The organism is Plantactinospora sp. B5E13, assembly GCF_039871775.1.
Taxonomy (GTDB): Bacteria; Actinomycetota; Actinomycetes; order Mycobacteriales; family Micromonosporaceae; genus Plantactinospora.
This window is the reverse complement of record NZ_JBDPLT010000003.1, coordinates 23,993-48,394: the sequence shown is the minus strand read 5'-3', so window position 1 is coordinate 48,394 and position 24,402 is coordinate 23,993. Positions and strand designations below refer to the sequence as shown.

At 71.0% G+C, this 24,402-nt stretch carries 18 protein-coding genes; 8 read left to right on the top strand and 10 right to left on the bottom strand.

Annotation, left to right across the window (positions count from 1 at the left end):
* Positions 1 to 6 precede the first annotated feature (6 nt).
* Entirely contained in the window at positions 7 to 1,029 is a 1,023-nt protein-coding gene (locus ABGB05_RS03870) for an ABC transporter substrate-binding protein (protein ID WP_347651734.1), read from the bottom strand.
* A gap of 350 nt (positions 1,030 to 1,379) precedes the next feature.
* Between ABGB05_RS03870 and ABGB05_RS03865 the strand changes: the two genes are divergently transcribed.
* Positions 1,380 to 1,610 carry a winged helix-turn-helix domain-containing protein gene (locus tag ABGB05_RS03865; protein WP_347651733.1) on the top strand — a complete coding sequence of 77 codons (231 nt, stop codon included), beginning with the start codon at positions 1,380 to 1,382 and terminating at the stop codon, positions 1,608 to 1,610.
* A 222-nt stretch (positions 1,611 to 1,832) separates the two neighbouring features.
* Here the strand turns inward: ABGB05_RS03865 and ABGB05_RS03860 are convergent, their stop codons facing one another.
* A complete protein-coding gene (locus tag ABGB05_RS03860; protein ID WP_347651732.1) occupies positions 1,833 to 2,663 on the bottom strand; it encodes an SGNH/GDSL hydrolase family protein in 831 nt (276 codons plus the stop codon).
* Positions 2,664 to 2,876: 213 nt separating this feature from the next.
* Here ABGB05_RS03860 and ABGB05_RS03855 point away from each other — a divergent pair, with 213 nt between their 5' ends.
* Entirely contained in the window at positions 2,877 to 5,702 is a 2,826-nt protein-coding gene (locus ABGB05_RS03855) for a tetratricopeptide repeat protein (RefSeq protein ID WP_347651731.1), read from the top strand.
* A gap of 54 nt (positions 5,703 to 5,756) precedes the next feature.
* Here ABGB05_RS03855 and ABGB05_RS03850 read toward each other — a convergent pair whose 3' ends face one another.
* From ABGB05_RS03850 to ABGB05_RS03840, 3 genes are all read right to left on the bottom strand, one after another.
* Complete coding sequence (locus tag ABGB05_RS03850) at positions 5,757 to 7,703, bottom strand: DUF6461 domain-containing protein (RefSeq protein WP_347651730.1); 1,947 nt, start codon at positions 7,701 to 7,703, stop codon at positions 5,757 to 5,759.
* 245 nt (positions 7,704 to 7,948) lie between these two features.
* The gene (gene treS / locus ABGB05_RS03845; RefSeq protein ID WP_347651729.1) at positions 7,949 to 9,802 is read right to left on the bottom strand and encodes a maltose alpha-D-glucosyltransferase; all 1,854 of its coding nucleotides are present in this window, start codon (positions 9,800 to 9,802) and stop codon (positions 7,949 to 7,951) included.
* Positions 9,803 to 10,286: 484 nt separating this feature from the next.
* A complete protein-coding gene (locus ABGB05_RS03840; protein ID WP_347651728.1) occupies positions 10,287 to 12,029 on the bottom strand; it encodes a glycosyltransferase family 39 protein in 1,743 nt (580 codons plus the stop codon).
* 82 nt (positions 12,030 to 12,111) lie between these two features.
* Here ABGB05_RS03840 and rsmI point away from each other — a divergent pair, with 82 nt between their 5' ends.
* On the top strand, positions 12,112 to 12,966 hold the full coding sequence (gene rsmI / locus ABGB05_RS03835) for a 16S rRNA (cytidine(1402)-2'-O)-methyltransferase (protein ID WP_347651968.1): 855 nt from the start codon (positions 12,112 to 12,114) through the stop codon (positions 12,964 to 12,966).
* Positions 12,967 to 12,995: 29 nt separating this feature from the next.
* On the opposite strand, the gene ABGB05_RS03830 is transcribed toward rsmI, so the two are convergent.
* On the bottom strand, positions 12,996 to 14,168 hold the full coding sequence (locus ABGB05_RS03830; RefSeq protein WP_347651727.1) for a hypothetical protein: 1,173 nt from the start codon (positions 14,166 to 14,168) through the stop codon (positions 12,996 to 12,998).
* A gap of 162 nt (positions 14,169 to 14,330) precedes the next feature.
* Here ABGB05_RS03830 and metG point away from each other — a divergent pair, with 162 nt between their 5' ends.
* From metG to ABGB05_RS03810, 4 genes are all read left to right on the top strand, one after another.
* Positions 14,331 to 16,133 carry a methionine--tRNA ligase gene (gene metG / locus ABGB05_RS03825; protein WP_347651726.1) on the top strand — a complete coding sequence of 601 codons (1,803 nt, stop codon included), beginning with the start codon at positions 14,331 to 14,333 and terminating at the stop codon, positions 16,131 to 16,133.
* A gap of 191 nt (positions 16,134 to 16,324) precedes the next feature.
* Entirely contained in the window at positions 16,325 to 16,828 is a 504-nt protein-coding gene (locus ABGB05_RS03820; RefSeq protein ID WP_347651725.1) for a hypothetical protein, read from the top strand.
* 16 nt (positions 16,829 to 16,844) lie between these two features.
* On the top strand, positions 16,845 to 17,939 hold the full coding sequence (locus tag ABGB05_RS03815; RefSeq protein ID WP_347651724.1) for a hypothetical protein: 1,095 nt from the start codon (positions 16,845 to 16,847) through the stop codon (positions 17,937 to 17,939).
* The gene (locus ABGB05_RS03810; protein WP_347651723.1) at positions 17,936 to 18,667 is read left to right on the top strand and encodes a hypothetical protein; all 732 of its coding nucleotides are present in this window, start codon (positions 17,936 to 17,938) and stop codon (positions 18,665 to 18,667) included. Before ABGB05_RS03815 ends, ABGB05_RS03810 begins: the two co-directional genes overlap by 4 nt.
* 196 nt (positions 18,668 to 18,863) lie before the next feature.
* On the opposite strand, the gene ABGB05_RS03805 is transcribed toward ABGB05_RS03810, so the two are convergent.
* Entirely contained in the window at positions 18,864 to 20,105 is a 1,242-nt protein-coding gene (locus ABGB05_RS03805) for a hypothetical protein (RefSeq protein WP_347651722.1), read from the bottom strand.
* A gap of 274 nt (positions 20,106 to 20,379) precedes the next feature.
* Between ABGB05_RS03805 and ABGB05_RS03800 the strand changes: the two genes are divergently transcribed.
* Positions 20,380 to 21,282: a TatD family hydrolase gene (locus ABGB05_RS03800; RefSeq protein ID WP_347651721.1), complete on the top strand. Its 903-nt coding sequence runs from the start codon at positions 20,380 to 20,382 to the stop codon at positions 21,280 to 21,282.
* Positions 21,283 to 21,285: 3 nt separating this feature from the next.
* On the opposite strand, the gene ABGB05_RS03795 is transcribed toward ABGB05_RS03800, so the two are convergent.
* Genes ABGB05_RS03795 through ABGB05_RS03785 form a run of 3 tightly spaced genes read right to left on the bottom strand, consistent with a single transcriptional unit; the run spans position 21,286 to position 24,394 of the window.
* Positions 21,286 to 22,380, bottom strand: a complete 1,095-nt coding sequence (locus tag ABGB05_RS03795) for an Lrp/AsnC family transcriptional regulator (protein ID WP_347651720.1) — start codon at positions 22,378 to 22,380, stop codon at positions 21,286 to 21,288.
* Positions 22,377 to 23,225, bottom strand: a complete 849-nt coding sequence (locus ABGB05_RS03790) for an alpha/beta hydrolase (RefSeq protein ID WP_347651719.1) — start codon at positions 23,223 to 23,225, stop codon at positions 22,377 to 22,379. The genes ABGB05_RS03795 and ABGB05_RS03790 overlap by 4 nt, the downstream gene beginning before the upstream one ends.
* Before the next feature lie 2 nt (positions 23,226 to 23,227).
* On the bottom strand, positions 23,228 to 24,394 hold the full coding sequence (locus tag ABGB05_RS03785; protein ID WP_347651718.1) for a Xaa-Pro peptidase family protein: 1,167 nt from the start codon (positions 24,392 to 24,394) through the stop codon (positions 23,228 to 23,230).
* Positions 24,395 to 24,402: the final 8 nt, after the last annotated feature.

Sequence of the window (24,402 nt, the reverse complement as noted above, 5' to 3'; positions counted from 1 at the left end):
GGGTTTCTACCCGATGAGGTCGGGCGAGACGATGTCGGTGGGCTGGATGCTGCTCGGGATCGCACCCGCGCCCTGCAGGATGGCGATGTTACGGGCGATGCGCCCCATGTCGAACTGTCCGATCGGGGTGCTGGCGATGCCCCGGACGTAACCGGTCATGCCCTTGAGTTCGGCGACCGCCGCCTCGGCCTTCTGGCCCTGGGTCTCCTTCTGGCTGGCGTAGATCTGGCCGGACTCGTCGGGGTGTTCGACCGAGTAGGTCAGCCCGCGCAGCAGCGCGGCGTTGAACCGGCGTACCAGGTCCGGCTTGTTCCGTGCGGTCTCGGCGCTCACCCCGATCGCGGAGCCGTGCAGATCGGTGAGGTAGTCGGTAAACGGCAGGGTGACGAGGGGTTCCTTCGCGAGCGCCTGGATCGACTGGACGGCCGGGACGAACTGGCTGATCGCGTCGACCTTGCGTTGGAGGAGCAGCGTCGGATGCTGCGGCGGGGCGGCGTTGACCCACTTGATCTTCGAGTCGTCGAAGCCGGCGAGCTTCGCGTACGTGGGGAAGAGGAGGTGGTTGATCCCGCCTGGAATGTACGAGAGTGTCTTGCCGGCGAGGTCACTCGCCGTCTTGATGCCGCTGCTCTCGAGTGCGACGAAGCATGCGAGGTTCCGCTGGTGCAGCACCGAGGTCAGGGTGAAGTTCGTGATCCCGCCCGGCCGGGTGTATTCGATGATCGCGCCGCTGACGTCGAGGGTGGCGAAGGTGGCCTGCCCCCCGGCCAGATTTTTCAGGTTCTCGGTGGTGCCCTTGCCCGGGAGGACCTGGACGTCCAGCCCCGCCTCGGCGAACCAGCCCTTCTGTCGGGCGACGAAGATCGGCGCCTCGCGACCCTGGAAGCCGGCGCCGGTCAGGATGGTGACCTTTTCCGTCACCGGTGTGCCGGCCTGGTCGCCTTCGCCGCCGCATGCGGTGAGCGCCGTGACGCTGGCTGCGGCGGTGCCGAGCAGGAGGCTGCGCCGAGTGATCGTCGGTGTGGGCATAGTTATCCTCACTTGGAAGACTTGGCAAACTTGGTAAGCAAAGTTTGGGCGTGACCTGGGGCTGAACCTGGGGTACCGCGGAACGAGGGGCCTTCCTGTCGCGAAAAAGCCTCCCTGCCGCCGTGGTTCCGACTCTTCCGGCGGATGGCTGTCGCGGGCAGTCGTGAACCGCGGGGGCAGGGAGGGAGGCGTCCGTGGGGCACGGCCTTGGTGCCTACGCAAGGGAGGCCCCGTGCCTCGCCAAGAGAACCTAGATTGCCAAGCAAACCAAGTCAACGGCGCTTACTACGTAGGCTTGTAAAGCCAGGTCAGGGCATGATCAGATGTGCGTGCCTACGCAAGGGAGTGCCATGCCTGAACCTGTTGTGCCGGTCTACCGCAGGATCATGCGGGAGATCGAAGAAAAAATCGAGAAGGGTGAATTGCGATCGGGAGACCGGTTGCCGTCCATCAGCCAACTGACCGAGCGATACCACTGCTCCGCCCCCACGGTGCGGCAGGCGATCGCCCGACTGCAGGAACGCGGCGTCCTGCAGGGACACCAGGGGCGTGGTGTGTACGTCACGCCCGCCCCGGGCTGAACCCGACGTCGGTCCCCCGCTCCGCTCCCTCCGGCCCGCAGACTCGTCCTGTGTGGTCGGAGGGTAACCCACCGCTCCGAACGCCACTGAACGATCATCTTACAGAGACGGACGGTATTTCCAAGATCCCGGGCCGTGAATTTTCCGGGTGACATGTTCCACTCAGGGTGGCCCAAAGCGGCGTCACGCGGGGCCCATCGACCCCGCGTGGCCACCGTACGGTCAGGACCGGCGGGCGGCGGCGCTCGCCCGTAGGGCAGGCTCCACCACGCCGGCGTAGCCGACGTGCCCGGCCCGGTTCGGGTGGTACGACTCGCCGATCGGGTTCGAGGTGCCGTTCAGCCACTCCACGTCGTCGCAGACCGCGTGACCGGTGAACGGGCCCCGGGCGTCGACGAAGGTGAAGCCGTGTGCGGTGGCCCGGGCCCGGATGGTCGTCGCGAGCAGATCCGCGGCGGCGTTCAACTCGGTCTGTTCGCCGGGGGAGATTCGGGCGATGATGTTGCACTCCTCGCCGTTGAAGAGCCGGGGATAGCCGACCACCACGACCCGGGCGTTGGGTGCCAGGGCCCGGATCCGGGAGTAGAGCTGGTCGAGTCGACCCGGCAGGGTGTTGCGGATCTGGGCCTCCGCGTTGTCGATCTGGGACCAGCAGTTGGTGGGCCAGGGCAGGGCGCACTGCACGATCACCGACGACCAGCCGATGTCGTTGCCGCCGACGGTGACCGTGACGTGGTTTGTCGCCGAGCTGAGGCTGCCGAGCTGGTTGTTGAGTACGCCGGAGACCGTCGCCCCGGCGCAGGCCGGGAAGGTGAGGGTGGCCCCGATCCGGGCGGCGGTGAGAGCCGGGTACGAGTGTCGGGACCGCTGGCACGATCCACTGTCCGGGTAGTATTCACGGGTTCCGGTGCCGGAGGCGTACGAGTCGCCGAGTGCGGTGTAGCTGCTCGCCGCGGCGTGGGCGGGTGCGGCGGTCAGGCTGACCGTCAGCGCGGTGACCATGGAAGTGGTGATGGCGGCGAGGACGTGGGCGGTACGGCGACACGGCGACATGGACGCTCCTGACACATCGGCGACAGTGGATGTCAGGCTGACAGATGCGCGGCCCGGGCGGAAGCGGTCGGCCAGGTGGGCCTTCCCTTTGGCCGGAGCACTCGGTATCAAGAGGTTGCGGGCGTATCGACGGAGGCCAGTGACGCACGTGACCCGGGTGGGCCGTCTCCCCGGGCCGGGAAACGGCCGACGGCGTCCGGCGAGGGGGGAGACGTGTCTGAGGTCGGCATCAGTCCACCACAGCCGGACGGCATCACCACCGCGATCGAGTTCGTCGCCGGACTCCGGCGGCTCCGCCTGTGGTCGGGACTGACGTACCGGCAGATCGCGGTAGGGGCGGACCGGTTGGGCACTGCCCTGCCGGCGAGCACCTTCGCGTCGGTGCTCAGCCGGTCGAGTCTGCCCCGTCGCGAGGTGGTTGCGATCTTCGCCCGGGTCTGTGGCCTGGACGAGTCGTCGGTGGCGCGCTGGGTCGAGGTGCGCGACGACGTGGCGGGTCGCGAACTGGCGGGGATCGGAGGGGCCGCGCCGGCACCGACCGGCGGTGAACCGACGACCACCGGCCCGTCCGGCGGTGGACCACCGGCCACCGGCCCGGTGGCCGGAGCGTCCGCGCCGACCCCTGACCTGGGCGGTGCCGGCCCGGCGGGCGGTGATCCGGGCGGTCTCGGACGTGCGGGCGGGCTGGGTGGCCCGACCGGGCCGGGTGACGACTGGGCGGTACCGGCGATGCTGCCCGCCGACATCCCCGACTTCACCGGCCGGAGGTCGATGGTGACCGCCCTGCGTGAACTGCTGGCCGGACCCGACCACGGCCAACGGACGGCGTTGACCGTCGGCGCCATCGCCGGGATGGGCGGCGTCGGCAAGACCACCCTGGCCGTACACGTCGGGCACCAGGTCCGGGACGGGTTCCCGGACGGCCAGCTCTACGTGAACCTGCGAGGCGCCGAGGCGGCGCCACTGGACCCGGCCGAGGTGCTGGCCCGGTTCCTACGGGCGGTCGGTGTGCCAGGACGGGCCGTGCCGGCCGACCCGGTGGAACGGGCCGAGCTGTACCGCAGCCGGTTGGCTGGCCGGCGGGTGCTGGTGCTGCTCGACAACGCGGCCTCGGTGGAGCAGGTCCGGCCGCTGCTGCCCGGTACCGCCTCCTGCGCGGTCCTGGTCACCAGCCGGGTACCGCTGACCAGTCTGCCCGCCGGGCTCCGGGTGGACCTGGCGGAGCTGACCGACGACGAGGCGGTCGCGATGCTGGCCCGGATCATCGGCGCGGGCCGGGTGGCGGGGGAGCCGGCTCAGGCCACCGGGATCGCCGGACTCTGCGGACACCTGCCGCTGGCGGTACGGATCGCCGGCGGCCGGTTGGCCGGTCGGCCCGGCTGGCCGATCGCCCGGTTGGCGAGCCTGCTCGGCGACGAACGGCGCAGACTGGACCGGCTCGCCACCGGCGACCTCGCGGTACGGGCGTCGATCGGGCTCAGCTACCACGGACTGGACGAGCCGGCCCGTCGGTTGTTCCGGCGGCTGAGCCTCTTCGACGTACCCGATTTTCCGGCCTGGCTGGCGGCGCTGCTGCTGGCCCGTTCGGTCGACGAGGTGACGGACCAGTTGGAGGCGTTGGTCGACGCCCAACTGCTGACCGTCACCGGCCCGGACCTGGCCGGGCAGCTCCGGTACCGGTTCCACGACCTGGTCCGGCTGTTCGGGCGGCGGGAGGCCGAGACACACCGGCTCACCGAGCGTCCGGCCGACGTCCTGCTGCGGGGTTTCGGGGGTTGGCTGGCGGTCGCGGAGGAGATGGCGTCCGGGGTGCCCGGGCCCTGCTACGCCCCGATCCACGGCGCGCTGCCCCGGCCCGGTGTCGACTGGTCGGAGCTGTACGCGCTGCGTACCGACCCGACCAGGTGGTTCGAGGCGGAACGACCGGCGTTGCTCGGCCTGATCCGGCAGGCCTGTCGACTCAGTCTGGACGAGGTGGCCTTCGGCCTCGCCGGCTGCCTGGAGAAGTACTTCGACGTCCGGGGCATGTACGTCGACTGGGCCGCGACGAACACCGAGGTGATGGCACTCTGCCGGGAGCGGGGCAACCTGCTCGGCGAGGCGGTGATGCTCCGGGGGCTGATCGACGTCAGCACCTGGACGATGGAGGACCAGGACGGCGCGGCGACCGCCGTCCTGCACCGGGACGCGTCCCGGCTGCTGGAGATGTTCACCCGGTTGAACCACCGTGCCGGCATGTCCGACGCCGCGGTGCTGGACGCCTGGGCCCGGGCCGCGATGGGGGACCAGGCCGGCGCGGTCGAGTCGGCCGGGTTGGCGCTGCGGCTGGCGGAGGAGTCGGCACACACCGGCGGTAAGGTCCGTGCCCACCTCGCCCTGGCGATGGCGCACGCCGAGCGGCGCGACTTCGACACCGGCGTCCGGCACCTGACCGGTGCGTTGCGGCAGGCCCGGGCGTTGGGCAACCCGCGGTGCGAGGCGACCGTGCTGCAGTTCGTCGGGATCGGACAGCGGGAACTCGGCGACTACCAGGCGAGTCAGCAGGCCCTGGACGAGTCGCTGGCGATCTGCCGTGCCCACCGGGACACCTACACGGAGGCACTCACCCTGCTCGCCCTGGCCCGGTTGTACCTGGTGCAGGGCGACCGGCGGGCCCGGGCGGCGGCCGAGGCGTCCCTCGCGATCGGCCGGCGACACACCATGCGGCACCATGTCGCCGAGGCACTCGGGCTGCTCGGCGAGATCGAACTCGCCGAGGGGCGTCCGACCCGGGCGATCGCCCATCTGGAGGAGTCGGTGGCGATCTGGCGTACCCGGGGATGGCTCTCCTTCCAGGCCGCCGCGCTGACCAACCTGGGGCGGGCCTACCTCAGCGCCGATGCCGGCGCCGCCCGGTCGGCGCTGACCGAGGCCCGGGAGATCTACCTGAACCTGGGCGACGATGCCCGGGTGGGCGAACTGGACGCGTTGCTGGACCTCGCGGCCGTTCAGGGCGCCGCCGAGGCGGGCGCCCGGAACACCACGACGACCCCGGCCTGACGGAGACCGCCTCCGCCGCGCCGCGCCGGTCCGGCTGAGGACGGGGTACGCCGTTCAGCCCGGTTGGTCCGGCGGGTCGGCGGCGAGCCGGCGGCCCAGCTCCGTCCCGCTGCCGTGCCGGAGACCCGACACCGGTTCCGACGGCGGCGGACGGCGGGCCGGACGCCGTATGACCGGTACGAGCACCGGGGCCGCCGCGGCTGCCCGTTGCTCCGCCGCGACCAGCTCCTCGACCGCGCCGTCCGGTACGTCCACCGGGCCGAGGTCGGCGGCGAACTGCTCGCGCCAGGCCGGATGCAGTCGACTCTGCAGCAGGTGCGTGCCGGAGATCCGCACCGGTGCCGGCCCGAGCAGGCCGACGATCGCCTCGGCCGCCTGCCGCCGCCGCAGCCACGCCCGCCGTTCCGCCTCGGTGAACCGCGGGCCCTCCCCGTGGACCCGCGTCATGGCGTCCGCGGCGTGCGCCTCGGCGGCGATCCGACGGACCCGCAGACCGAGCGGCGAGTTGTCGTCGACCTCCGGCGGGCGGTGCTCACCGGCCGTCGCCCGGTCCAGGGCCTCGACCAGCTCTGGGTAACCGTCGAGGCCGGTCTCGGCGGCGAGCCGGCGCGCCTGGGCGAGCAGGGCGACAAGCAGCCTTTCCTCGTCCGCGTAGGTCAACCGGGCCACCACGGTCGGTTCGGCCTGGGCCGGGAAGGCTCCGCTGGTGGGCGGCCCGGGCAGGGCCGGCAGGAACTGGGCGCTGGACAGTGCCGGGCGGAGCAGTTCACCGTGGAACGCGATGCCGAGTTCGGCCCGGAGGACGTCGAGTACGGCCGGGATGTCCTCGTCCGGATAGCGGGTGGTGTCCAGGGGCACCAGACCGGCGTCGCGCAGGGCCGGCAGGAACAGGTCCGGCTCGCGGCCGTGGCGGCGTTCCGGGCGGAGGGTGTCGTACCCGGTGATGACCGTCCCGTCGACAACGAGCGTGAACCGGGTGCTGTGGCCGGTGTGCCGCAGGGCCACCGCCCGGGTGCCGACGGAGAGCCGACGCAGCACCTCCGGACGTACGCCCTCGGGGCTGCGCTGCTCCTCGACCGCGAACGCCCAGCCGTCGACCCGGCCGACCCGGAGCACCGGAAGGAAGCCCTCGGTCCAGGAGTCCCGCAGCTCCCGGGCCTGCTCCCGGGTCCGGGGCGTGGCCTGCGCCGGGTCGGCGCCGAACCGGCGCAACAGCTCGGCCTCGTCGACGTCCGCGACGAAGGCGAGTCCGAAGTGGTGGTACCCGCCGAACCGGCCGGCCTCGGCGGCGGGTGGAAACAGTTGCCGCAGCCGGCGCATTGCCGGCCGTACCGTCGGTGGGGCAGGAGTTCCGGACTCGCGTGCCTCGGCGGCCAGGTCGAGCGGGGAGCGGGGCGCCGGATGCTGTTCCTGGACCAGTTCCCAGTGCAGCCGTACGCCGTCGGCCGCCGGATGCCAGTGCCGGACCGGCCGGTCCCGGTCCAGTCCGTCGGCGATGTCCGCCAACAGGTCGGCCAGGGACGGCCAGTGGCCGAAGTGGGTGACGTCGCCCTTGAGGTGTACGCCGACCGCCCCGTACGTGACGCCCGGCCGGCAGTCCACCACCAGCATGTCCACCGAGTTGGTCTTGCCGAACGGCACCCACTGCGGATGCCAGTACCAGCCGAGCAGCCCGTCGTCCTCGTCGTGGTGATCCTCGTCGTCGACGGTGGACATGCCGAGAGCGTCGGTTGTCGTCCGCCACCGGCGGGGGATCTCCTCCACCCGCATGAGCTGGTATGAACCGCCGAGGGTGAACGCGCCCGGCCCGTCGTCGGCCCCGTCGTGCCGGGCCAGCGAGGCGACCAGGTCCTCCGGGAAGGTCACCCCGATCGTCTGCTGGGCGGCCTCGACCGCCGCCGGGTCGGCGGGTGGTCGCAGTGAGGTGTACGTCTGCGGGGCGTTGCTCGCCAGCCACCGCTCGACCACCGCCCAGCTCTCGGCCACCTGCTCGGCGTTCATCCTCGCGCGTCCCCCGACAACGGTCATCGACTGAACCCACTTCCCGTCCGCCGCCCGGCGGAAGCGTATCGGGTCCGGCCACCGTCTGCGGTTCCCGCGACGGCGGCGGCATCCGGCCAGTGGCGGCGAACAGCCAGCGGCGGCGACCGGTCAGCGACCGCGACCGGTCGGCCGGCGGTCCCGTCCCGGGTGGTACCGCCGTGGAGGAGACGGTCCACGCCGGGACGGGTCGGTTCGGGGCGGCGTCAGCCGGTGGGGAGCAGGGTGCTGTCCCGGGTCCGCCGACGCCGGGGCTCCGCACCGCCGCGCGGCCTCGGCGTCTTCGGTACCTTCGCGGTCAGCCGGAACCAGAACGAGCCGTAGCCGGGCAGGGTGAGCTGGTACGGCCGGGCGCCGACCGGCGGGAACGGGGTCTGGCCGGTCAGCTCGACCGGTTGGTGACCGAAGAACCGGCTGTCCAGCGCGAGCTGCGCCGGTTGGGGACGCGCGGACAGGTTGTGCACACAGAGCACCACCTCGGCGCCCTCGTGTTCCTCGCCCGTGCCGTCGTACTCGCGCAGGAACGCCAGCACCGCCGGGTTCTTGCCGCCGAGGTCCCGGAACGAGCCGAGCGCCAGTGCCGGATGCCGCTTCCGTACCTCGATCATCTGTCGGGTCCACTGCAGCAGGGACGCCGGTTGTTCCATCTGCCGTTCCACGTTGACCGCCTGGTATCCGTACACCGGGCCCTGGTTGACCGGCAGGTAGAGCGCGCCGGGGTCGGCCTTGGAGAAGCCGCCGTTGCGGTCCGGGGACCACTGCATCGGGGTACGGACGCTGTTGCGGTCGCCGAGCCAGACGTTGTCGCCCATCCCGATCTCGTCGCCGTAGTACAGCACCGGCGAGCCGGGCAGGGACAGCAGCAGCGAGGTGAAGAGTTCGATCTGGTTCCGGTCGTTGTTCACCAGCGGCGCCAGCCGACGGCGGATGCCGACGTTGACCCGCATCCGCGGATCCTTGGCGTACTCGTTGTAGAGGTAGTCGCGTTCCTCGTCGGTGACCATCTCCAGGGTCAGCTCGTCGTGGTTGCGAAGGAAGGTGCCCCACTGACAGCCGGCCGGGATCTGCGGGGTCTGGGCGATGATCTCCGAGATCGGGTACCGCGACTCGCGGCGGACCGCCATGAAGATCCGGGGCATCACCGGGAAGTGGAACGCCATGTGGCACTCATCGCCGCCGACCGCCGGATCACCGTAGTAGTCGACCAGGTCGGCCGGCCACAGGTTCGCCTCGGCGAGCAGCACCCGCCCCGGGTACTCGTCGTCGACCATCCGGCGCAGCCGCTTCAGGTACGCGTGCGTCTCCGGCAGGTTCGCGCAGTCGGTGCCCTCGCGCTCGTACAGGTAGGTGATCGCGTCCAGCCGGAAGCCGTCGATTCCGAGTTCCAGCCAGAACCGTACGACGTCGAGCATCGTCTCCTGGACCGTCGGGTTGTCGTAGTTCAGGTCCGGCTGGTGGGCGAAGAACCGGTGCCAGTAGAACTGCTGACGTACCGGGTCGAAGGTCCAGTTGGAGGGCTCGGTGTCGCAGAAGACGACCGGCACCCCGGCGTACCCGGTGTCGGTGTCACGCCAGACGTAGAAGTCGCCGTACGGGCCGGTCGGGTCCTGCCGGGACTGGTGGAACCACTCGTGGGTGTCCGAGGTGTGGTTCAGCACGAGGTCGGTGATCACCCGGATGCCCCGGGCGTGCGCCTCGTCGACCAGGGTCAGGAAGTCGTTGAGCGTGCCGTACTCGGGGGAGATCCGCAGGTAGTCGCGGATGTCGTAGCCGCCGTCGCGGCGCGGTGAGTCGTAGAACGGGGGCAGCCAGAGGCAGTCCACACCCAGCCACTTCAGATAGTCCAGCTTGGAGGTCAGCCCGGGCAGGTCGCCGTGGCCGTCGCCGCTGGCGTCGTAGCACGACTGCACGAACATCTCGTAGAAGACCGCCCGCTTGTACCACTCCGGTTCGACCGGGAGTTGGCGTGCGCGACGGCGGGGCTGGGGTGCCGGCCGCTGGGCCGGCGACGGAGCGGTCTGCGCGGGCGGTGGGACCACCCGGTCGGCCAGGTCGGACATGGGCTCTCCTCCGGGTTGCGAGGGCGAAGTTCCCACGGGCACGTGGTGTGGGAGTCCGCGGAAACGCGGGGAGAGGTCACCGGCGCCGATGGCGGCGGCTCACCGCCGTTATACGGCGTCAAACGGGCCGGTCGATCAGCGGTGACGGCAACATACTTGTAACCAAGCCGACGGTTCGGCAAGTGCGGGTGCCGGAGACGTGAGGCCGATCCGGGCCGTGGGTGCGGGAGCGGCGGCCGGAGCGTCGGCGGCCCGGGCAGCTGATGCCCGTCCGGGCAGTGCGCACCATATATCCGTTACGGCGGGCGGTGCGTCGGTCGGAAATCTGACTGAACACCACCCGTTGTGCGGGTGATCCATGGTGGTTAAGCTCCTTGGTGCGCGCCCCAATCGCCCGCTTCCCCCGTGGCAGGCGATCGGGGCGCGTCCTATTTCTCGGCCATCCCTGTCGGCCCTCTTTCCGGCCAGCTCACGAGGGACCGGCTCAGATCCAGCGGTTGCCGAGCCACATCCGGGCGGACCACTCCGCGTACGGGATGACCTGCCCGACGAAAACCGGATAGAAGTACGCGAAGCAGATCGCGACCAGCAGGACGTACGTCCCGGCGACGATGGCACCGATCATGCGCCGATCGCTCACCCGGCTGTTCTCGCCGGAGTCAGGGGCAGCAGCGCCCGCCCCCTCCCCGGAGGACAGGCCGCCGCCCGCCGTCGGAGCGCGGACCGGTCCGGCGATCGCCCCCAGCACGTAGGTCACGGCGAGGACCAGGAACGGCACGATCGGGGCCAGGTAGAAGGAGAACATCGTCCGGTTGTCCAGCGCGAAGTAGAACCAGGGCAGCCAACCGGCGGCCACGATCAGCAGGATCGCCCCGGCCCGCCAGTCGCGGCGGGCGATGCCGAGCCAGACGAGCGCGGCGAGCGCCGGCAGGAACGACCACCAGAGCAGCGGGGTGCCCAGCAGCAGGACCTCGGAGGCGCAGGTCGCCGCGGCGCAGGCGCCCTGGTCGGAGTAGTGGAAGGCGACCGGCCGGCCGAGCAGCAGCCACTGCCACGGCCAGGACTGGTAGGGATGGGTGTCGTCGAGCTGGGCGTGGAACTTGAACGCCTCCACGTGGTAGTGGAACAGGTTCTGCAGGTCGCCGATGACCGGCGGGCTGGCGTGGCCGGTGTCGGCGAGCCAGTTCCGGAAGTAGCCGTTGTCGCTGACGAACCAGCCCGTCCAGGTGGCGAGGTAGGCGCCGACCATCAACACCCCGGCCAGGAGGAGCCAGCCGCCCTCGTCGAGCAGGGTGTCCCGCCACGGTCGACGTACGCCGGCGGAGCGGCGGGCACCGACCTCCCAGAAGATCACCAGCAGGGCGAACGCCGGCAGGAAGTAGAGAGCGCTCCACTTCACCCCGATCGCGCAGCCGAGCAGGACCCCGGCGAACAGCCGCCACCAGGGGACCGAGTCGGCGAGCCGGAACGGGGGCCGGTTCGCCCGGCCGGGCCGGCTCGGGTCGAGCCCGGACTCGACGGCGCGCAGCCAGCGCCGGCGCCGCTGGTCCCGGTCGAGCACCAGGGCGCCGAAGGCGGCCAGGACGAAAAAGCTCAGGAAGATGTCGAGCAGCGCGGTACGGGACAGCACCAGGTGGTAGCCGTCCAGCGCGAGCAGCAGCCCGGCGGTGCAGCCGAGCACGGTCGACCGGAACATCCGTCGGGCGATCCGCACCAGCAGCAGGACGGAGAGGGTGCCGACGATCGCCGCCGCGAACCGCCAACCGAGTTCGTTGTACCCCCAGATCCGCTCGCCGAGCGCGATCATCCACTTGCCGAGCGGCGGATGTACGACGTACGCGGCGGTGTTGTTCTGTTCGTCCCACTCGATGCCGCGCTGGAGCAGTTCCTGCGCCTCGGTGGCGTAGTAGACCTCGTCGAAGATCTTGCCCTTGGGGCTGCTCAGCCCGACCAGGCGCAGGATGCCCGCGATCAGTACGATCACGCCGGTGGCCAGCCAGGACCACGGGTCGAGCCGGGTCTCCAGCGGGGCCAACCGACGCCGGATGATCGCCGGCACGCCGGAGAGCGGACGGTCGGGCCGGTCGGCTCGGCTGGTCGCGGTCGGCCCTCCGCCGGAGTCGTGCGGGGTCGCCTCGGCCACCGGTTCCGCCGCCGTCCCGGCCTGCCCCGGGATCTCGGTCTGCGCTGTCGACGCCAGAGTCACCCCGTGATCGTAGGCTGCCATGGTGTGAATTGGGGCACGACGCTCGCGATATGCGATGACGCATGTCGATGGAAGGCTCGGAAGGAGTCGGTTCGTGGGAAATTTGCCCGGTGATGGGCGGCTGATCCTGCTCGGGGCGCCGCTCGGCAACCCCGGTGACGCCTCCGCCCGACTGCGGGACACCCTCGCCCGGGCCGACGTGGTCGCCGCCGAGGACACCCGCCGACTCACCCGACTCGCCCGTGACCTCGACGTCAGCATCGCCGGCCGGATCGTCTCCTACTTCGAGGGCAACGAGGAACGACGTACCCCGGAACTGGTCGAGGCGGTCCTCGGCGGCGCGCTGGTGGCGTTGGTCACCGACGCCGGGATGCCGAGCGTCTCCGACCCCGGCTACCGGCTGGTCCGGGCCGCCCTGGACGCGGGCGTGCCGGTCAGCGTGGCGCCCGGCCCGAGCGCCGTCACCACCGCGCTCGCCCTCTCCGGCCTGCCCACCGACCGGTTCTGCTTCGAGGGTTTCCTGCCCCGTTCCGGCGGCGGTCGCCGGTCGCGGCTGCGGGCGCTGGCCGCCGAGGAACGCACCCTGGTCTTCTTCGAGGCGCCACACCGGGTGGCGGACACCCTCACCGACCTGGCCGCCACGTTCGGGCCGGACCGGCCGGCCGCGCTCTGCCGGGAGTTGACCAAGACGTACGAGGAGGTGCTGCGTCGCCCGCTCGGTGAACTCGCCCGGTGGGCGGCGGAGGGGGAGCCGCGTGGCGAGATCACCCTGGTGGTGGCGGGCGCCCCGGCGACCGCCGCCGAGGTCCCGGCCGACGCGGACCTGCGGGCCGCGGTCGCCGACCTGGAGGCCACCGGTACGTCCCGGCGCGACGCCATCGCCGCCGTCGCCACCGAGTACGGCCTGCGGCGCCGCCACGTGTACGCCGCCGTCCACCCACCTGCCGCCGCCCGGTAGGCGGCGGTGGTTCAGTAGGCGGCGACGGTTCAGTAGGCGGCGACCAGGAAGCCGGCGGTGAGCAGCAGCGGTCCGGCGTAGCTGACCAGGGCGGCGCGGTGCCGGTGACCACGATCGGCCAGTCGGAGTGCCCCGGTGCACCAGCCGACCGCGGCGGTGCAGATCAGCACCACCCCGAGCCCCAGTGACCAGTGCAGGTGCAGCAGGCCGGTGCCGGAGCCGACGTACGCCTTCGTGCTTCCCCCGTCGATGATCCGGGCCGGGAATTCGAGGCCGACATCCTCGGGATCCGCGGCCATCCCGATCAGTCGTACGTCCCGGGCGACGAGTCGGCCGTCGGCGGCGACGAACTCGCCTCGGCAGTGCTGGCCGAGACCTCGGCCCCGGCAGCTCTCCACGATCACTGTGCCCTGTTCGCCGTGGCCGATCGCGAGCCACCAGGGCTCCGCGCTGACCCAGGCGAAGAAGCTGGCGGCCAGGGAGAAGAGGATCACTCCGGCGAGCCCGAGCACCGGGTTCGGCGGCGGCTTCGGCGGTCGGGCCGGACGGGGGCCGCCCGCCTCGGCCGGTGGTTTCCTCGGTCGGCCGTACCAGGTCCGAGGGGTCTTCTCCACCGGGCGGCCGTCCCAGTGCACCTCCTCGATCGGCAGCCAGAAGTCGTTGTCGTCCTCCTCCTCGGCGCCGGTCTCCGGCCGGGCGGAGCCGGTACGGGCGGCCGGGATGGCGGAGGGCACCGTCTCGTCCCGGGCTGCCGGGGCTCGGGGTACGCCGGTGGCCCGAGGTGCCCGCTGCGGCAACATGGCGAGCGGGGCGCCGGTGGTGGGCTCGATGACCGACGGGTGGGGCAGCGTGCCGGGTGCGCCCGACCAGGGTGAGCCGAGGGCCGGGGAGGCGCCGCCGAACGGGGTGGCCGCCGTCGCCTCGTACCCGGATGCCGTTCCTGCGGGCGCGCGGGGCGACGGCGCCGGAGTGGAGCCGGCCGTGGCCCGGTCCCCGGGGGTCGACGCGCCCCGCCCGCTGCCCGGCGCGGTCGGCTGGTCGGCCGGTGCCGCGGTCCGGTCATTCATGGCCGGCGAGGTGGCGTCGGCTGGTGGCGCGGTCCGGTCGCCCCCGGCCGGCGGGGTGGCGTCGACCGGCACGTCGAGGCCGACCTCCGGTGGCGGGGTTTCCGCTGGTTGCTGCCCACCTGAGCTGCCCGTCACCGTTCCATTGGACACCGCCACTACGCTCCGAATGCGAAAGCGCACAGCGCGTGTCGGACCCAGTTGAGTCGGAAATCTGCCACTTCGGCCTGCTCGGCCCGGAGAACGTGCCGGCGACGTTGGTTCGCGGTCGCCCGGCAGGGGTCACTAGGCTTGCTGTTCATGAGTCACGTTCTCGCGGCGGTCGCCTGGCCGTACGCCAACGGCCCGCGCCACATCGGCCACGTCTCCGGTTTCGGCGTCCCCTCCGACGTGTTCAGCCGGTACATGCGGATGGCGGGGCACGACGTACTCATGGTCTCCGGCACCGACGAGCACGGCACCCCGATCCAGGTGCAGGCCGACAAGGAGGGGGTCACCCCCCGGGAACTGGCCGACCGCTACAACCGGGTGATCGTCCAGGACCTGCACGGGCTCGGGCTCTCCTACGACCTCTTCACCCGGACGACCACCCGCAACCACTATGCCGTGGTCCAGCAGCTGTTCGAGACCCTGCACGCCAACGGCTACATCGTGCCCAAGGTCACCATGGGCGCGATCTCCCCGTCGACCGGCCGTACCCTGCCCGACCGCTACATCGAGGGCACCTGCCCGATCTGCGGCTACGAGCACGCCCGGGGCGACCAGTGCGACAACTGCGGCAACCAGCTCGATCCGATCGACCTGGTCAACCCGCGCTCGAAGATCAACGGTGAGACGCCGCAGTTCGTCGAGACCGAACACTTCTTCCTCGACCTGCCCGCCTTCGCCCAGGCGCTCGGCACGTGGCTGGACAGCCGGGAGGGCTGGCGGCCCAACGTGCTCCGGTTCTCGAAGAACCTGCTCGACGACCTCCAGCCCCGGGCGATCACCCGCGACCTGGAGTGGGGCGTACCGATTCCGCTGGAGGGCTGGCAGGACCGCTCCGACAAGCGGATCTACGTCTGGTTCGACGCGGTGATCGGCTACCTCTCCGCATCGATCGAGTGGGCCCGGCGCTCCGGCGACCCGGACGCCTGGCGCCGCTGGTGGTCGGCGGACGGCGAGGGCAAGGACGCCCGTGGCTACTACTTCATGGGCAAGGACAACATCGTCTTCCACTCGGTGATCTGGCCGGCGCTGCTGCTCGGCTACGACGGCGAGGGCGACCGGGGCGGCGAGCCCGGCGACCTGGGCCGGCTCAACCTGCCGACCGAGGTGGTCTCCAGCGAGTTCCTGACCATGGAGGGCAAGAAGTTCTCCTCCTCCCGTCAGGTGGTCATCTACGTCCGGGACTTCCTGGAGCGGTACGACGCCGACGCGCTGCGCTACTTCATCGCGGTCGCCGGCCCGGAGAGCAACGACACCGACTTCACCTGGTCCGAGTTCCTCCGCCGCAACAACGACGAACTCGTCGCCGGCTGGGGCAACCTGGTCAACCGGTCGATCTCGATGGCCGCGAAGAACTTCGGCGCGATCCCGCCGATCGACCCCGCCGGGCTCACCGAGGCGGACGAGGCACTGCTCGCCACCGCGAAGGCGGCCTTCGCCACGGTCGGCGGACTGATCGGGAAGCACCGGCAGAAGCAGGCGATCGGCGAGGCGATGAAGGTGGTCGCCGAGGCGAACCGGTACCTCTCCGACCAGGCACCGTGGAAGCTGAAGGGCGAGGACGACAAGCCCCGGATGGGGACCATCCTGCACGTCGCGCTCCAGGTGGTCAGCGACGCCAACACGCTGCTCACCCCGTTCCTGCCGCACTCCGCGCAGAAGATCCACGAGCTGCTCGGCGGTACCGGGGTGCACGCCCCGATGCCGCAGGTCGTGGAGGTCGAGGACCTGGACGGCGGGCCGGCGTACCCGGTGCTGACCGGCGACTACACCGTCGGGACACGGTGGGAGTCGGTGCCGGTCGAGGCGGGCCGGGCACTGGCCGCCCCGAAGCCGGTCTTCCGCAAACTCGACTCGTCCATCGTGGACGAGGAACTCGCCCGACTCGGCGACTGACCCGACCCGGGCGGGTCCCCGTCGGTCGTCGACGACCAGCTCTCGTGACCGGGGAGCGTGTGACATGTCCCGGCATGTCACACGCTCCCTGATCACGTACGGGGGCAGGAACGGTCCTGTTCGCGGGGTGACCGGACCTTTGCGGTGCGTGGTATAACGCTTGAGGCGGTTTCACCTGCGCGGGGGCTCGAATGGTGGAAGCAACCGAACCAGGCTGGCGGCCCGAATACCGCGGCCCCGACGCCAGTCTCGGCGACGTCGGCTCCGGCAAGATTTTCGGCGCGAACCTCTACGACCTGTACCGGGCTGGACGCATCCTGCTGCCCGGGGTCGCCTGGGTCTACGCCGAACAGACCACCCGGATACACGGGATCAGCGGGCCGATGCAGTCGCAGTTCAACGTTCCCGGGCGGGGGCCGAACGCAGCCCATCGCAGCCTTCTGGAATTGCGGGACGAGGTGCACGAGGTGTTGCGGCAGACCTCGCTGCGGATGGCGGAGGTCGCCGCGGCGCTGGTCCTGACTGCCGAGCGTTACGCGTCCACGGACGAGGCGGCGGTCAGGGAATTCACCAGACTCCTCGGTGCCGACCACGCCTCCGACTACCAGCGTCCCGCTCCCGAGCTGCCGGATCCGCCGGCCATCGGCGATCCGCCGCCGGTCGATCCGGCTCGCCGTATGGGCCTCGGCATCTGACCAGCCAGGGGAAAACATGACCGACAGTTCGATACCGTTCAACTACTACCTGCTGGAGAAGAATCTCACAGAGGTCGGCACCTATCTGACCGAGCTGCGCTACATCGACCAGGTCTTCGCGTACATGAACAGCGAGGCGTCGGGCCTGTGGGACATCGTTTTCGATGGGATGTCCAGCGCCTTTAGCAGCGGTGGTCACAGCATCACTGTGGAATTCGGCGGGACGGTTCCGTTCCGAAGGTCCTGGGTTCTGCCGGCAGCTGAATTCGGGCTGCCGTTTCAGGACTCAAGGCCGGATGAGGCCAAGCAGCAGATCGCGAAATACGAGGTGGAGGCCCGGGAGTGGGCGGGGAGCAACATCGCCACGGTCAGGTCGATGGTTGCTTCAATCGCCCATCCAGCCGGGTCCGTCTATTCCGCCGACATGATCGGACCGGTGAAGGACGCGTTGCACGAACTGGAAGACCGCATCCCCGATGACTTCGGCAAGCTGACGTACAGCCTCGGCGACTGGGAGGGTGACGCCGCCCGGGAGTTCGTCACCAACTTCTACCACCCTTTCCAGCACACCCTGGACAGCCACCGGCGGATGCTCAACGCGTTCGCCGGCAGCCTGGCCAGCGCCCATGCGATCGTCGAGGCCACCCAGCAGAGTCTGATGAACGTGGTGCACCACACCCGGGAGGCGCTCCTGGAGCAGTTGAAGTTGCGGGCCGAGCAAGCCAAAGCAGCGAGCGACAAGTCGGTCAAGACCGCCTTGGTGCTAATCGAGGCCCCCCTGCCCATCTTGGCGACGAAGGGCCGCTGGGAGCAGGGGCTTGGCGCGGTCGACGCCGGCTCCGCACTTGCGGGTACGGCTCTGGAGGAACATGCCCTGACCGGAAGTACCGCCGAGGAACTGTTACTCGCACTGACCAAGGCCATCACGCTTATCGAAACCAGGACGGACCAGCAGTACGTCAGACTCAATCAAGAAGTGCAGAATGTCCTTGCCCGGATGGAGTCCATTCGTCACATGCCCGACGGAGCGGACGGGCGGCTCGTGCCGCCCCGGCCCCGGCTGGTAGACGGCGTCGACAGTGGCGACTTTTACATGCCGTCAGTCCGATGAACGAGGCCGTCGTCATGCTTCCACGTCATCGCGCGCGCTCTGCTGTCGTGCGCCAATCGGCGATGCTGGCCACCGCGACCATGCTGCTGGTTCTGGGATGTGACTCCGCCCCGGACCCGATCGAGACGTCTGAACCGAATGTGACATACGAACAGGTGGATGAGGACCTGTGTAACCGCCTCAAGGCGGACCAGGTTGCCGCCCGGTTCGGCCTGGGACTCCGTCCCTCATACGATCGGACGGTCCGATTCAACGCCGTACCGGATCACGTCTACCTTACCTGCGGATTCTGGGCGTACGACGGCGGCGAGCGCTTCCGTACGCCGCTGGGTGAGTTCGATCCGGCCGGCACCATACGAATACGTACTTACTCTGATCATGGTGCTGCCGAAACGGACCATGCCTCGGAGGTGTCCTCGCTGAGGAGTGCCGAGCAGTCCAGGCCGGGCATGTCGAACCAGGCGGTCAGCGGTTGGTGGGATGCAGGGATCTACTCCCAGCAGGTGAGGGCGGTCGACCCCAAGGACTATCCGCGGCTCAAAGGTCTCGACGCGGCAGAAGTCGGGGTGATCTACGAGCTTCGGCACGCCAACCTTCTCGTCACCACGAACCTGTCTGCGGTGGCGGCTACTCCGGAAATCGAGGAGGTGCTCGCTCTTCTCCGTGACCTTGCGAACGCCCTCACCACCGAGGCGGTGTCCCACCTGACGAGGACCGGCCCGGACTGACCCAGCTCCCGACGAGGCTGACAGCGGCGACTCCCCGATGCCCGACGTCCCGTCCGACGGGCCCCTGCGGCCTGACTCGGCCGCCTATGATCTGGTACGCCCTGAGGGCGGGGCGGCCCGCTCGCGAGCGCCTTCGCCGCGCCCGAACCTGTTTCCACACGTACCGCCGGCGGCTGAATACGGGCGATCACCGGTGTCAGAGCGGGTACGGCACGTCGAGCAGGCGGTCGTCGGTGACCTCGGCGGCCGGGGCCCACGCCTCGTAGACGCCACGTTCGTAACACTGGGCGCCGAGCGCGGCGATGTTGTCCGGGTCGGGTCGGCACAGTCGTACCCGCAGCCAACCGGACTCCCCGGTCAGCGCCAGGCAGAGCACGCCGCGCCAGGTGACGTACCGGGCCCGGCGGACGAGGTTCTCCACCGGGTAGCGGGCCGCCCGGGTCATCGCCAGCACCCGGAACTCGTCGGGCGGGTCGGCGACCGCCTCGTGTTCCTGCCCCCGGTAGCCGCCGATCAGCACGGTCGACCGGACCGCCTCGGCGGTGGAGACGTACTCCTGGTCGGGTGACACCCCGGGCACCCCGGCCAGCAGGTGACGCCAGCGCGGGCCGGCCATCCGCAGCCAGCCGCGCTGTTCCGGCTGGTAGGTGTAGAGCACCACCTCGTCCCCGTCCGAGGTGTGCGCGAGCAGGGCCGCGTTCGCCGGCAACGGCAGGTCGGCGAAGTCCCGGGTGACGAACTCGGGGATGAGGTGCCGGCCGCTCGGCGCGAACCCGGTGCCGAGCACGGGTGGGCCGATCCGGTCGTGCGACGGGATCCGGGACAGCCCCTGGTGCTCGGCGCCGACCGGTGCGACGAAGTCGACCGGGTCGGTCGCCCGCCAGCGCAGCAGGTAGGCGACCTCGGGGACGGCCCGTCCGGCTTCGCCGTCGGTACGCAGCAGCGTCTGGTCGGCCGGGGCCCGCAGGTGGGCCACGTCGTACTCGCGGTAGCAGAAGCCGTACGGCAGCCAGCCGCGGAGCAGGAATCCGGCGAGTTGGTGCGGCGACAGTGCCTTGACCATCTGGGTGCCGCGCCGGATCACCGCCGACTCACGTACCGCGGCGAGGGTCGGGTGCGCCACGGCGGCCGGGGACTGGCTGAGTTCGTGGATCCCGGTCCAGGACAGTTCCCGGTTCAGCGGCGCGGTCAGCGGGCTGTCCGGTTCGGGTGCCGTGCCCGGCGGGCGGCTGACCTCGCTGGCGTGCACGAACCGGTGGTACGGGTACCGGGCGGTGGGGCGCCCGTCGCGGACGAACCCGTCGGCCGGTTCCGTACCGAACAGCTCGTACGCCGCCCCACGGGCGAGTTCCTCGGCCGGGTAGGGCACGCCGGCGAACCGTACGCGTAACCCGGCCGGTGCCTCCGGAACCTGACTGGCCTGCGGCGACACGCTCATCGCGCCGACGGTAGGGGCACGGCGTACCGGATTGGTGAACGGCGGGTTACCGTCCGGGGCCACGGCGCCCGTCGATGTACAAAATGCCGGTTCGGCCGGGCGGCCGGTCACCGCTTCGGGCTGACCGGCGTCGGCCAGATCGCTGATGCCCGCCCGACGGCCGGCGTGGGTCGGCTCGCTGATGCCAGCCGGCTGGTTTGGGTTGGTCCGTTGATGCCTGCCGGCCGGTACGTCGATGTGTGCCTGCCACCATCGGCAGGATCGCCGATATGTGATGCTGGCAGCGATGACTGAGCCAACCGAGTCCCGCCGGCAGCGGGCGGCCCGGCGGGCGGGGGAGTTCCCGCCGGTTCCGGAACCGTTGCCCCAGCCGGTGATCGACAGCCACACCCACCTGGACATCACCGTCGCCGAGACCGCCGTGGCGCCCTGGGCGGACCGCGCCGGTGATCCGGTGGCGGCGGCCGTCGCGGTCGCCGCCGAGGTCGGGGTGGACCGGCTGGTGCAGGTCGGGGTCGACGTCGAGTCGTCCCGCTGGGGGGCCGAGTTGGCCCGGCGGCAGCCGGCGGTGCTCGCCACGGTGGCGCTGCACCCGAACGAGGCGCCCCGACTCGCCGACCTCGACGAGGCGCTGCGGCAGATCGAGGCGCTCGCCGGGCAGGAACGGGTACGCGGCGTCGGCGAGACCGGAATGGACTTCTTCCGTACCGGCGACGAGGGCCGGGCCGCCCAGGAGGCCAGCTTCCGGGCGCACATCGCGATCGCGAAGCGGTACGGCAAGCCGCTGGTGATCCACGACCGGGACGCGCACGCCGACGTGCTGCGGATCCTCGACGACGAGGGCGCCCCGGAGACGGTGGTACTGCACTGCTTCTCCGGGGACGCCGAGTTCGCCGCCGAGTGTGTCCGACGCGGCTACGTGCTGAGTTTCGCCGGCACGGTCAGCTTCGGCAACGCCGGCAACCTGCGCGGGGCGGCCCGGGTGACCCCGCTCGACCAGATCCTGGTGGAGACCGACGCCCCGTACCTGACTCCGATGCCGCACCGGGGCCGGCCGAACGCGTCGTACCTGATCCCGCTGACCGTCCGGTCGCTGGCCGAGACGACCGGCGCGGACCTGGCGGAACTCTGCGCGGCGATCTCCGCGACCGGCGACCGGGTCTTCGGCCCCTGGTGACCGTCAACCCCGCCGCTGTCTGCCGGTACGGCCGTTGCCGCCGGTCGACCCGGCCGGCGTCGGTCCGGGGGTGGCGGCCTCGCCGTCCGTACCCTCCGCACCGTGCTCGGCGGCGAGCCGTCGGGCCGCCCACGGTGTGATCACAAAGCCCCGCTTGACGGTCAGCAGCTGCACGCCGGCGGTCCAGGCCTGGATGCCGTCGATGCCGCCGAGGGTCTTGGTGGTGAACTCGAAGACGTCGGCGTGGGTCGGCAGGATCACCTCGCACATCAGCGATTCCTGCCCGAGGGTGGCGGCGACGTAGCGCACCCCGCGCAGCGCGGCCAACTCGCGGGCCACCGCGTCGAGCCGGGACGGCGCCACCGACAACCAGAAGAGGATCTCCGCCTCGAAGCCGAGCGCCGCCGCCGGGACCAGCGTGATCACCTGTACGCAGCCGGCGGTGTAGAGCGTCTCGAACCGGCGCCGGACGGTGCTCTCGCTGACCCCGAGGCTGCCGGCGACGGACTGGAAGCTCGCCCGGCCGTCCTCGCGCAGCGCGGCGATGATCCGTTCGTCCAGCTCGTCGAGGTGGGCCGGCGGACAGTCGTGCACCGGGGGTGGCGCGACCAGCTGGTTCTCGGTGCCGAGCAGGTGCCGGCTCCACTCGTGGGTCGACTTGTACGTGTGCAGTTCCAGGTCGGCGACGCTGCTCTCGATGCCCGGAATCTTCTGCAACCCGTTGAGCAGCACGCTGTGCAGGCTGGTCCCCTTCGGCACCAGCACCTCGGCGACCAGGTCGTAGACCCCGGTGACCACGGCCACGAAGCGGATCTCCGGCATCGCCGCCAACGCCTGGGCGGCGGGAAGCTGACTTCCCGCCGCGCAGCGGATCCGGACGATCAGCAGATCTGCCTGGCCGCCGCCACCGGGATGCGGGGCGGCGGCCACCTTGACCAGCCCGTCGGCCAGCAGTTGCTGCGCGCGGCGGGCCACCGTCGTCACCGAGGTGCCGGTGAGCTGGGCGATGTCGGTCCAGCTCGCCCGGCCGTTGACCTGGAGGGCGGCGACGATACGTCGGTCGATGGGATCGAGGTTGTACATCTCGACGGGCATCATGCCCTGAGCGCCGGTACGTCGGCCAGGAACTCGCGGACGACCCGCTGGAACAGCTCCGCCTCCTCGGTCTGCGGCGAGTGTCCGGAGTGCTCGAAGACCACCAGCCGGGCGTCGGGAATCAGGTCGGCGATCGTCTCGCTGCACGGCACCGGCGTGATCCAGTCGTGTCGACCCACGGTGACCAGGGTCGGGCAGGAGATGCCGGGCAGCAACGGCTTGATGTCGTAGTTCGGTTGGTTGACGGCAAAGGCGAAGTTGTGCGTGGCGTACCGGTAGGGGGTGTTCTCCACCCGCTGCCGGACCTTCTCCCAGTCCAGGTCGTGGTCGTAGAGCGGCAGGATCTCCGCCCAGCAGTCCCGCAGGTCGGCGTCGTCGCGGACCTGGCCGGACATGATCCGGTCCAGCTTCACCCGGTCGATCTCCACCCGCGCCGAGTCGAGCGCGTTGCGGATCGCCAGCTCCTGGTTGCTGTTGTCGGCGGCGGTGTCCCGCAGCACCAGCGCCGCGACCCGGTCCGGATAGCGGATCGCGTACTCCATCGCGATGAAACCGCCGTACGAGCCGCCGGCCATCACGACCCGCTCGGCACCGGCCCACTCGCGCAGACCGTCCACGTCGGCCGCCCACTGCTCGTGGGTGAACGGCTCGTTCCCCTCGCTGATCCCGGAGCCCCGGGCGTCGAAGACCACCACCCGGTACTCGTCGGCGAAGGCGCCGAACGAGGCACGCGGCTCGGCCATCGAGCCCAGCCCCGGCGCGCCGTGGTGGACGATCATCGTGGGCTTGCCCGGCGCGTCGCCGAGGACCTCCACGTTGAGCCGGTTGCCGTTGATCTCCACGAACATGGTCAGACTCCGATCACGATGTCGGTCAGGTCCCGGGGGAAGTCGGTCAGCCGGTGCGGCCCGGTCCCGGTCACGAGTACGGTGTCGGAGATCCGGTAGCCGGCGTGCCCGGGTACGTACACGCCGGGCTCGCTGGAGAGGACCATGCCCGGCTCCAGCACGGTGTCGTCGCCGTCGGCGACCCACGGCGGCTCGTGGAAACCGAGGCCGATCCCGTGCCCCTGCCGGTGCCGCAGATAGTCGCCGAGGCCGGCGCGTCGGATCACGTCCAGACAGGCCCGGTTGGCGTCCACACAGCGGGTGCCGGGGCGCAGCGCCTCCGTACCGACCTGCTGCGCCTCCCAGACCACCTGGTAGTAGCGCCGCTGCTCGGCGGTCGGCTCGCCGAGCAGGAACGTCCGCTCGCTCTCCACGAACCGGCCACCGACCGCACAGCCGAGCGAGAGCATGAACGGCTCGCCGACCCGCAGCCGGTCCCCGCCGGGCAGCCGGTGCGGCTGGGCCGAGTTCGGGCCGCCGTACACCAGACCGCCGGTGAGCATCGGCACCACCACGACGTCGGTGTGCTCGGCGTACATCGTCGCGGCGCCGTACCGGGTGACGTGCCCGGCCAGTTCCGTCTCGGTGGGCAGCTCCCCACCGTCGGCGAGCGCCGAGGTGACCAGCCGGACCCCCTCGGCCAGCATCAGGTCGGCGATCCGGGCCGCCTCGGTGTGCAGCGCGACCTCCTCCGGGGTCTTACGCAGCCGCAGCTCACCGACGAGGTCACTGACCGTCCACCCGGTACCGGGGAAGGCCGCACCGAGCGCGGCGACCCGGCCCACCGAGGTCGACGGGGCGTGGCCGGCCCGAACCGGCAGCACCGGCAGCGCGTCGGCGAGCACCTGCCATGGACTCCGCTCACCCGGGAACTCCGGATACACCACCAACTCGGCGACGGCGCGCTGGTCGGCGGCGTACTCCCGTTCCAGGTCGGGCACGAGCAGCAGCACCGGGCCGTCGGCCGGCACGTACGCCACCACCGGCCGCTCGTTCGGGAAGTGGAAGAACCCGGTCAGGTACGCCACGTCGAGTGGATCGTCCAACAGCAGGGCGTCCAGCCCGGCCGCGTCCAGTCCGACACGGACCCGGTCCAGCAGGGCGGGAAAGAAGGAGGGCGGCAGTCGCACCGGTGTCG